We start from the raw sequence: 9,641 nt of genomic DNA on the forward strand, positions 1-9,641 counted from the left end.
TGCCGGCACCGAGCGCGTCGCAGGAGGCGCCGACCTCGGGGTAGGTGTTCTGGTTGGTCCGCAGTGCCGTGATGAACTCGTCGATCCGCTGGTCGTCGGCGTTGTCGACCTTGAGCTGGTGGCCCCAGGACTGCAGCGAGATCGGCTTGTCGAGGCCGGGGTAGGGCGACATCATCGTGTACTGCTTGCCCTCGACACGCTTCTTCAGCTTGTCCAGTCCGTCCCCGGTGACCTGCGCGGGGTTGTAGGTGATCCACACCGCGCCGTGTTCGAGCGCGTGCACCATGTTCTCGCTGCGCACGGCCTTGGGGTAGACGATGCCGTTGCAGGCGGCCCAGTACCCGTCGTGCGGCCCGCCGTAGGGTGGGGTCTTGTCGTAGGCGACCCGTTCGGTGGGCAGGATGTGCACACTGCCCTTGTACTGGGTGGTCACGATCCCGGGGATCTTGAGCGAGGGATCGGGGTTGTCCGCGGTGGGTGCCCAGGCCGCCGCCGCGCGCTTGGGCGCGGACTGCACCATGTAGTAGGTGACCACCGCGGCCGCCAGCGCCACGACGGCGACCACGGCGACGATGGTTCCCCACGGGACTCCCCGCTGGGAGACCACGGAGTTGCGGGCCGACTTCAGGCCCTTGACGGAAGTGCCCTTTTTCTTCGTGCCGTTCGCCATGGCCCCCGCAATTCCCGGTCGGGATCGATTTGTCCAGGACGAAGTGTAAGGACTTGGTGTCTGGTCGGCGTCAACGCCCGAGGCGCTGCCACATACACTCGCCTGGTGACTCCCGCCGTGCTCGCCGACCTCGTCCGTTCGTCCGCCGTGAAGGTACTTTCCGACCGTGGTCTCGGCCACGTCGAGCTGCCCGAACGAGTGACGATCGAGCGTCCGCGCAATCCGGAGCACGGTGATTACGCCACCAACCTGGCACTCCAGGTGGCCAAGAAGGCCGGTCTTTCCGCGCGCGAGTTCGCGCAGGCGCTGGCCGACGAGGTCGCCCAGGACAGCGGGGTGGCCAGTGCCGAGGTCGCCGGCCCCGGTTTCCTCAACTTCCGGCTCGCCGCGGCCGCGCAGGCCGAGCCGGTCCGCCAGGTGCTCTCCGCCGGTGAGCGCTACGGCCGGGGCGACGCGCTCGCGGGCCGCAGGATCAACCTCGAGTTCGTGTCCGCGAACCCGACCGGCCCCGTGCACCTTGGCGGCACCCGGTGGGCCGCGGTCGGCGACGCGCTCGGCCGCATCCTGGCCGCCCAGGGAGCCGACGTCACGCGCGAGTACTACTTCAACGACGCGGGCGCCCAGATCGACCGGTTCGTCAACTCGATGATCGCGTCCGCCAAGGGCGAGCCCGCGCCCGAGGACGGTTACGCCGGTGCCTACATCTCCGACATCGCCGCCGAAGTGCTGCGCCAGCGTCCCGATGCGCTTTCGCTGCCCGAGGACGAGCGGCGCGAGGCCTTCCGCGGCATCGGCATCGAGCTGATGTTCGCGGAGATCAAGAAGTCGCTGCACGAGTTCGGCACCGATTTCGACGTCTATTTCCACGAGGGCTCGCTACACGACAGCGGCGCCGTCGAGCGGGCGGTCGAGGAGCTGAAGAAGTCCGGCAACCTGTACGAGGCCGACGGTGCCTGGTGGCTGCGCTCGACCGAGTTCGGCGACGACAAGGACCGCGTGGTCATCAAGAGCGACGGCGCCCCGGCCTACATCGCCGGTGACATCGCCTACCTCAAGGACAAGGTCGGCCGCGGCTTCGACCTGTGCATCTACATGCTGGGCGCCGACCACCACGGCTACATCGCCCGGCTCAAGGCGGCGGCCGCCGCGATGGGCTACGACCCCGCGGTGGTCGAGGTGCTCATCGGCCAGCTGGTGAACCTGGTCAGCGACGGCAAACCGGTGCGGATGAGCAAGCGCGCGGGCACCGTGATCACCATGGAGGACCTGGTCGAGGCGGTCGGCGTGGACGCGGCCCGCTACGAGCTGACCCGGTACTCGGTGGATTCGAGCCTGGACGTCGACCTGGACCTGCTGCGCAAGCACAGCAACGACAACCCGGTCTACTACGTGCAGTACGCGCACGCGCGGCTCGCCTCGGTCCAGCGCAACGCCGCCGAACTGGGCCTCAAGCTGGACCCCGAGGCGGACCTGAGCCTGCTCACGCACCAGCGCGAGGGCGATCTGATCCGCACCATCGGCGAGTACGGCAAGGTGGTGGAAAAGGCCGCCGAACTGCGCGAGCCGCACCGGGTCGCCCGCTATCTGGAGGGCTTGGCCAGCGCCTTCCACAAGTTCTACGACGTGGCGCGGGTGCTGCCGGAGGGCGATGCCGAGGCCACCCCGCTGACCTTCGCGCGGCTCGCGCTGTGTGAGGCCGCGCGCCAGGTGCTGGCGAACGGCCTGGCGCTCCTCGGTGTCTCCGCCCCGGAACGGATGTAAGGGATCATGGCTCACCCCGCAGGACCTCGGCACGCCGACGTCTACCCGCACGCCGACACGGCCGGGTTCCCGCCCACCACCGCCGACGAGCTCGACCGCCTCTACCCGAAGGTGTGGCCCCGCAACGCCTTCCGCGCCCCCGACGGGGTGGTGCGCATCGCCGGGGTGGACGTCCGCGAGCTCGCCGAGACCTACGGCACCCCGCTGTTCGTGGTGGACGAGGCGGACTTCAAGTCGCGCTGCGCGGAGTACGCCGAGGCCTTCGACGATCCGGCACTGGTGCACTACGCGGCCAAGGCGTTCCTGTGCACCGAGATCGCCCGCTGGGTGCAGGCGCAGGGCCTCAGCATGGACGTGGCCAGCGGGGGAGAGCTGGCCGTCGCGCTGCGCGCCGGTTTCCCGCCGCAGCGGATCACCTTCCACGGCAACAACAAGTCGGTGGCCGAACTGGAGGCCGCGCTCGACGCGGGGGTGGGCACCGTGGTGCTCGACTCGTACTACGAGATCGCCCGGCTGGCCGAGGTCGCCGCCCGCCGCGAGGTCGTCCAGGACGTGCTGGTGCGGGTCACCGTCGGCGTCGAGGCACACACGCACGAGTTCATCGCGACCGCCCACGAGGACCAGAAGTTCGGTTTCTCCCTCGCCGCCGGGGACGCGGCCGAGGCGGTGCGCCGGGTGCTCAACGCCCCCTCGCTGCGCCTGATCGGCCTGCACAGCCACATCGGGTCCCAGATCTTCGACGCCGACGGCTTCGAGGTCGCCGCCCGCCGCGTGGTGGGCCTGCTCGCCGAACTGGCCAAGGAACACGGCGAGAGCCTGCTCGAACAGCTGTCCCTGGTGGACCTTGGCGGCGGGTTCGGCATCGCCTACACCGACCGGGACAACCCGCCCCCGCCCGCGCAGATGGTCACCCAGATCCGCGAGATCGTGCGCAAGGAATGCGAGTTCGCCGGACTGCCGGTGCCGCGGATCGCGGGCGAGCCGGGCCGCGCGATCGCCGGTCCCGGCACGGTCACGGTGTACGAGGTCGGCACCATCAAGGACGTCTCGCTCGGCGACGACGCCAGCCGCCGCTACGTCAGCGTCGACGGCGGGATGAGCGACAACATCCGGACCGCGCTCTACGACGCCGTCTACGACTGCCGTCTGGTGTCCCGTTCCGCCGACGAGGGCGACGGGCACGCGAGCGCCGCGCTCTCGCGCGTGGTGGGCAAGCACTGCGAGTCCGGCGACATCGTGGTCCGTGACTGCTGGCTGCCCGACTCCCTCGCCCCCGGCGACCTGCTCGCGCTGGCCGCGACCGGGGCGTACTGCTATTCGATGGCCAGTAACTACAACCGGCAGCCGCGTCCGGCGGTCGTGGCGGTGCGCAACGGCAGCGCTCGGTTGCTGCTGCGCCGCGAGACCATCGACGACATGCTGCACCTGGAGGTGTCTTGACCTCGATGGCTGGACTGTCCACTGCAGACGGGAAGACGATACGGGTGGCCCTGCTGGGCTGCGGCACGGTGGGCTCCGAGGTCGCCCGGCTGCTCACCGAGCAGGCCGACGAGCTCGCGGCGAGGGCCGGGGCGCCGGTCGAGCTGGCCGGGATCGCGGTGCGCCGCCCGGACAAGCATCCCGAACTCCCGCAACACCTGCTGACCTCCGACGCGGCCGCGCTCGTCGAGTCCGATGTGGACGTCGTCGTCGAGCTGATCGGCGGGATCGAACCGGTCCAGACCTGGCTGCTGACCGCGCTGCGCAAGGGAAAATCGGTCGTCACCGCGAACAAGGCCCTGCTGTCGGAGCATTCGGCGGAGCTGTTCGAGGCGGCCGACGCCAGCGGCGCGGACCTCTACTTCGAGGCCGCGGTCGCCGGTGCGATCCCGTTGCTGCGCCCGCTTCGCGAGTCGCTTGCCGGTGACCGCATCACCAAGGTGATGGGCATCGTCAACGGCACCACCAACTTCATCCTGTCCGCAATGGACTCCACGGGGGCCGGGTACGCGGAGACGCTGGAGGAGGCGAGCCGGCTCGGTTACGCCGAGGCCGACCCGACGGCCGACGTCGACGGGTACGACGCGGCGGCGAAGGCGGCGATCCTGGCGTCGCTGGCCTTCCACAGCCGCGTGACGGCCTCGGACGTGCACCGCGAGGGCATCGCCGGGGTCACCGCCTCAGACATCGCCGCGGCGAAGGCGCTGGGGCGCACGGTGAAGCTGCTGGCCATCTGCGAGCGCGTGACCGCCGACGACGGCACCGAGTCGGTCTCGGCCCGGGTGCATCCGGTGATGATCCCGCGCAGCCATCCGCTGGCCGGGGTCAACGGCGCCTTCAACGCGGTGTTCGTCGAGGCCGACGCGGCCGGGGAACTGATGTTCTACGGGCAGGGCGCCGGGGGCGCCCCCACCGCCAGCGCGGTGCTCGGTGATCTGGTCGCGGTGGCGCGGAACCTGGTGGTCGGCGGGCGCGGCCCGCGCGAGTCGGCGCACGCCGCGCTGCCGGTGCGCCCGATGGGGCAGACCCCGACCCGCTACCACGTCAGCCTCGACGTGGCCGACCGGCCCGGTGTGCTCGCCCAGGTCGCGCAGGTGTTCGCGGCGCACGACGTGAGCATCGCCGCGGTGCGCCAGCGCGACCGGCACGCCACCGCGAGCCTGGTCATCGTGACCCACCTCGCACCTGACGCGGCCCTGCAGGCGACCGTCGAAGCGATTGGGAAAATGGACGTCGTACACGAAGTGGTCAGTGTGATGCGCGTGGAAGGCGAGGACTGACGACCATGCGCGAAGGCCGCGTGCTGCTCTCGAACAGGACATTCTCATGAACGCCAGGCCCGGCTGGCCCGGAATCATCGAAGCCTATGCCGATCGCGTGCCGATCCCGGCCGGTGCGAAGGTGGTCACCCTCGGCGAGGGCAACACCCCGCTCCTGCCCGCGCCCCACCTGTCCGAGCTGACCGGCTGCACGGTCTACCTCAAGGTCGAAGGCGCCAATCCGACCGGGTCGTTCAAGGACCGCGGGATGACGGTGGCCATCACGCACGCGCTGGCCAGCGGGCTGCGGGCGGTCATCTGCGCGTCCACCGGCAACACCTCGGCCTCGGCGGCGGCCTACGCCGCGCGCGCCGGGCTGACCTGCGCCGTGCTCGTGCCCCAGGGCAAGATCGCGATGGGCAAGCTGGCCCAGGCGGTGCGCCACGGCGCCCGCATCCTGCAGGTCGACGGCAACTTCGACGACTGCCTCGAACTCGCCCGCAAGACGGCGATGGACCACCCGGTGACCCTGGTCAACTCGGTCAACCCGGTGCGGATCGTCGGCCAGAAGACCGCCGCCTACGAGGTGTGCGACGTGCTCGGCCGGGCGCCGGACATCCACTGCCTGCCGGTCGGCAACGCGGGCAACATCACCGCCTACTGGGCGGGCTACACCGATTACGCCGCCGACGGTGTGGTGGAGACCACACCGCGGATGTTCGGTTTCCAGGCCGCGGGCGCGGCGCCGCTCGTGCTCGGGGAACCGGTGAAGGACCCGGAAACCATCGCCACCGCGATCCGGATCGGCAGCCCCGCCTCGTGGGACGGCGCGGTCAACGCCCGCAACGCCTCGGGCGGCCTGTTCGACAAGGTCACCGACGAGCAGATCCTGGCCGCCTACCGGTTGCTGGCCTCCCGGGAGGGCGTGTTCGTCGAGCCCTCGTCCGCCACCAGTGTGGCGGGCCTGCTGCTCACCGCCGAGGACGGCAGGCTCCCCAAGGGCGCCACCGTCGTCTGCACCGTGACCGGGCACGGGCTCAAGGACCCGGCCACCGCGCTCGAGGGCAACGTGGAGGTCGAGCCCCTCGCCGTCGACCCTTCGGCGGTGGCAGCGGCGCTGGAGCTGTCGTGACCTCGGTCAGGGTCTCCGTGCCCGCCTCCTCGGCCAACCTCGGCCCCGGTTTCGACACCCTGGGGCTGGCGCTGGGCCTGCACGACGTGATCGAGGTGCAGGTCATCGACTCGGGGCTGAAGGTCGAGGTCCTCGACGCCGGCGCCGGGGGAGTGGCCGAGGTGCCCACCGACGAGCGGCACCTGGTGGTGCGCGCGCTGCGGGCGGCCTGCGATCGGCTCGGGCTGTCCCTGCCCGGTGTGCACCTGCGCTGTTTCAACGCGATTCCGCACGCGCGCGGGCTCGGCTCGTCCGCGGCGGCCGTCGTGTCGGGGGTCGCGGCGGCCTACGGGCTGGCCGGACGGCCGCTCGACGCCGAGGCGGTGCAACTCGCGTCGGAGTTCGAGGGCCACGCCGACAACGCGGCCGCGAGCCTGCTCGGCGGCCTGGTCATCGCCTGGTGTGACAAGGGCCGCTTTCACGCGGAACGGCTGACCCCGCATCCGTCGCTGCGGCCCGTGCTGGCCGTGCCCGCCGAGCGGTCGGAGACCGAGGCGACCCGCGGGCTGCTGCCCGCCGAGGTGCCGCACGCCGACGCCGCGTTCACCGCGAGCCGCGCCGCGCTCGCCGTGCACGCGCTGACCAGCGATCCGAGCCTGCTGCTCCCGGCCACCGAGGACCGCCTCCACCAGCACTATCGCGCGCCGGCCTACCCCCAGACGGCCCGGCTGGTCGCCGATCTGCGGGCCGCCGGGATCGCCGCCACCGTCTCCGGAGCCGGGCCCACCGTGCTGGCGCTCACCACGGACGGAATAATTCCGGCATCGGTCGTGGTTGAAGGATTCGAAGTCACCGAACTGCCGGTCGATCTGGCCGGGGTTCAGGTCACGACCGGGTAGCGGCGGTGCGGCGGATTTACGCCACACCGGGGGTGGTTGTTGCACCCACTGCCTGCTCGGTCTACCCTCGGGGGCGTTCGATCACCGCGTGCAGTCCGCACCCGGCGTCGGTCCCGGGGGTTCCTTCCCGGGTCTCATCCTCAGTTGAACCGATAATTCCGCAGAGCTGACGCAGGGATAGACCTCAGGCGGGTGTCCGGTGGCAACGGTGACGAATTCAGCGTGCTCCTCATGGAGCAGGCAACACCCTCGTGTGGCGGTTCCGCCGCTGTGACCTGCGGTCTTGGCTGGAGAAGCCGCACCGGGGCAGGAGAAAACCGTTTCGCGATCAGACGCGAGCGGTAGTCCGCTGATCCACCTGGAGGCGTGGATCGGTCAGGAAGGACATGTGTGAGCAACACCGATCTTTTGAGCGGTGACCTGGCAGCCCAGGCCACACCGGTCGCGTCGGGGTCAGTGGACCAGTCGAACGGCAACACGCCGAAGCGCCGCAGCGGCGGCCTGTCCGGCATGGTGATCGCTGACCTGCGGGAACTCGCGGCGGAACTGGGTGTCGGGGATACCAAGGGCATGCGTAAGGGCGACCTGATCGCCGCCATCCGCGAGCGCCAGGGCAAGAGCCCGCGCAAGCGCGCGGCGGCCGCGACGGGCGAAACGCTCCCCTTCGACGGCATCGCCGCGGCGGAGAAGCCGGCGGCGTCCGTGACCGTGCCTGCCGAGAAGCAGGAGAAGCCGATGGACAAGGCCGACAGGGCTGCCGCAAAGACGGCCGAGAGGCCGTCCGCGGAGAAGGCGCCGCAGAGCGAGAAGGCCGGCGAGGACAGCCAGCAGGGCGAGGACGGCACCCGCCGCGAGGGCGGCAGCCGGCGGCGTCGCGGTTCGAGCCGTGCGGGCGGCAGCCCCGACGCCGGTGGCCAGCAGCGTGAGCGCGGCGGCGACCAGCAGCGCGACGGTGGTTCCCGCGATGGCGGTTCCCGTGACGGTGGTTCCCGTGAGGGTGGTCCGCGTGACGGCGAGCAGCGCAGGCAGAACGCGCAGGCCCAGAACCAGGGTGGCCAGCAGCGTGAGCGCGGCGGCAGCAACGCCGGTGGTAATGCCGAGGACGAGGACGGCGGCCGTCGCGGCCGTCGCTTCCGGGACCGTCGCCGTCGTGGCGGTGGCCGCGGCGAGGGCGGCGGGGGCACCGAGACCGAGATCCGCGAGGACGACGTCCTGCTCCCGGTGGCGGGCATCCTCGACGTGCTGGACAACTACGCGTTCGTGCGGACCTCGGGCTACCTGCCCGGTCCCAACGACGTGTACGTCTCGCTGTCGCTGGTCCGCAAGTACGGCCTGCGCCGCGGTGACGCCATCACCGGTGTGGTGAAGCAGCCGCGCGAGGGCGAGCAGCAGCGGCAGAAGTTCAACCCGCTGGTGCGGGTGGACTCCGTCAACGGGCTGGACCCGGAGCAGGCCAAGCGGCGGCCCGAGTTCACCAAGCTGACCCCGCTCTACCCGAACGAGCGGCTCCGTCTGGAGACCGAATCGCACCGGCTGACCACCCGGGTGATCGACCTGGTGATGCCGGTCGGCAAGGGACAGCGTGCGCTGATCGTGTCGCCGCCGAAGGCCGGTAAGACCACGATCATGCAGGACATCGCGAACGCGATCACCACGAACAACCCCGAATGCCACCTGATGGTCGTGCTCGTGGACGAGCGGCCGGAAGAGGTCACCGACATGCAGCGGTCGGTGAAGGGCGAGGTCATCGCCTCCACCTTCGACCGCCCGCCGTCAGACCACACCTCGGTCGCCGAACTGTCCATCGAGCGGGCCAAGCGCCTGGTGGAGATGGGCATGGACGTGGTGGTCCTGCTCGACTCGATCACCCGTCTCGGCCGCGCCTACAACCTGGCGGCCCCGGCCTCGGGCCGGATCCTCTCCGGTGGTGTCGACTCGACGGCGCTGTTCCCGCCGAAGCGTTTCCTCGGCGCGGCGCGCAACATCGAGAACGGTGGCTCGCTGACCATCTTCGCCACCGCGATGGTGGAGACCGGGTCCACCGGTGACACGGTGATCTTCGAGGAGTTCAAGGGCACCGGTAACGCGGAACTCAAGCTGGACCGCAAGATCGCCGAGCGCCGGGTGTTCCCGGCGGTCGACATCAACCCGTCCGGTACCCGCAAGGAAGAGCTGCTGCTCTCGCCGGACGAGCTGGCGGTGCACCACAAGCTGCACCGGGTCCTGCACGCGCTGGACTCCCAGCAGGCCATCGACCTGCTGCTGTCCCGCCTGCGCAAGACCAAGACCAACATCGAGTTCCTGATGCAGGTGTCGAAGACCGCCCTCGGTTCCGACGACGACTGATCCGGACAGGGGTGCCCGGCAGGGCACCGAGCCGGAAAACGACAGCAAGGGATGTTTGCTACGGATCGCGATCCGTAGCAAACATCCCTTGCTTCAGTTCCTGTCTCTTATACACT

7 protein-coding genes are annotated in these 9,641 nt (G+C 70.4%); 6 read left to right on the plus strand and 1 reads right to left on the minus strand.

Going from position 1 to position 9,641, the window contains the following annotated elements; genetic code table 11:
• Window positions 1-670, minus strand: a 670-nt coding sequence (locus FNH05_RS23255) for a thioredoxin-like domain-containing protein (protein ID WP_186382694.1), incomplete at its 3' end; no start/stop codon positions are given.
• 105 nt (window positions 671-775) lie between these two features.
• On the opposite strand from FNH05_RS23255, the gene argS reads away from it, so the two are divergent.
• The 6 genes from argS to rho all read left to right on the plus strand — a co-directional run bounded on the left by argS (window position 776) and on the right by rho (window position 9,525).
• Window positions 776-2,431 carry an arginine--tRNA ligase gene (gene argS, locus FNH05_RS23260; protein ID WP_144590845.1) on the plus strand — a complete coding sequence of 552 codons (1,656 nt, stop codon included), beginning with the start codon at window positions 776-778 and terminating at the stop codon, window positions 2,429-2,431.
• 6 nt (window positions 2,432-2,437) lie between these two features.
• Complete coding sequence (gene lysA, locus FNH05_RS23265; protein WP_144590846.1) at window positions 2,438-3,871, plus strand: diaminopimelate decarboxylase; 1,434 nt, start codon at window positions 2,438-2,440, stop codon at window positions 3,869-3,871.
• Window positions 3,872-3,876: 5 nt separating this feature from the next.
• The gene (locus tag FNH05_RS23270) at window positions 3,877-5,190 is read left to right on the plus strand and encodes a homoserine dehydrogenase (RefSeq protein WP_144590851.1); all 1,314 of its coding nucleotides are present in this window, start codon (window positions 3,877-3,879) and stop codon (window positions 5,188-5,190) included.
• Window positions 5,191-5,236: 46 nt separating this feature from the next.
• Window positions 5,237-6,301 (plus strand): threonine synthase, encoded by a 1,065-nt coding sequence (gene thrC, locus FNH05_RS23275; RefSeq protein ID WP_144590847.1) that lies wholly within the window; start codon window positions 5,237-5,239, stop codon window positions 6,299-6,301.
• Window positions 6,298-7,179 (plus strand): homoserine kinase, encoded by an 882-nt coding sequence (gene thrB, locus FNH05_RS23280; protein WP_144590848.1) that lies wholly within the window; start codon window positions 6,298-6,300, stop codon window positions 7,177-7,179. Before thrC ends, thrB begins: the two co-directional genes overlap by 4 nt.
• A gap of 390 nt (window positions 7,180-7,569) precedes the next feature.
• Window positions 7,570-9,525, plus strand: a complete 1,956-nt coding sequence (rho, locus tag FNH05_RS23285) for a transcription termination factor Rho (protein WP_144590849.1) — start codon at window positions 7,570-7,572, stop codon at window positions 9,523-9,525.
• The last annotated feature ends 116 nt before the right edge of the window (window positions 9,526-9,641 follow it).

The sequence above is a fragment of the Amycolatopsis rhizosphaerae genome (assembly GCF_007713715.1).
Classification (GTDB): Bacteria; Actinomycetota; Actinomycetes; order Mycobacteriales; family Pseudonocardiaceae; genus Amycolatopsis_E; species Amycolatopsis_E rhizosphaerae.

Coding starts and splice junctions, on each gene's coding strand:
- lysA (WP_144590846.1), top strand. CDS start 2,438: ATGGCTCACCCCGCAGGACCTCGGCACGCCGACGTCTACCCGCACGCC.
- FNH05_RS23270 (WP_144590851.1), top strand. CDS start 3,877: ATGGCTGGACTGTCCACTGCAGACGGGAAGACGATACGGGTGGCCCTG.
- thrC (WP_144590847.1), top strand. CDS start 5,237: ATGAACGCCAGGCCCGGCTGGCCCGGAATCATCGAAGCCTATGCCGAT.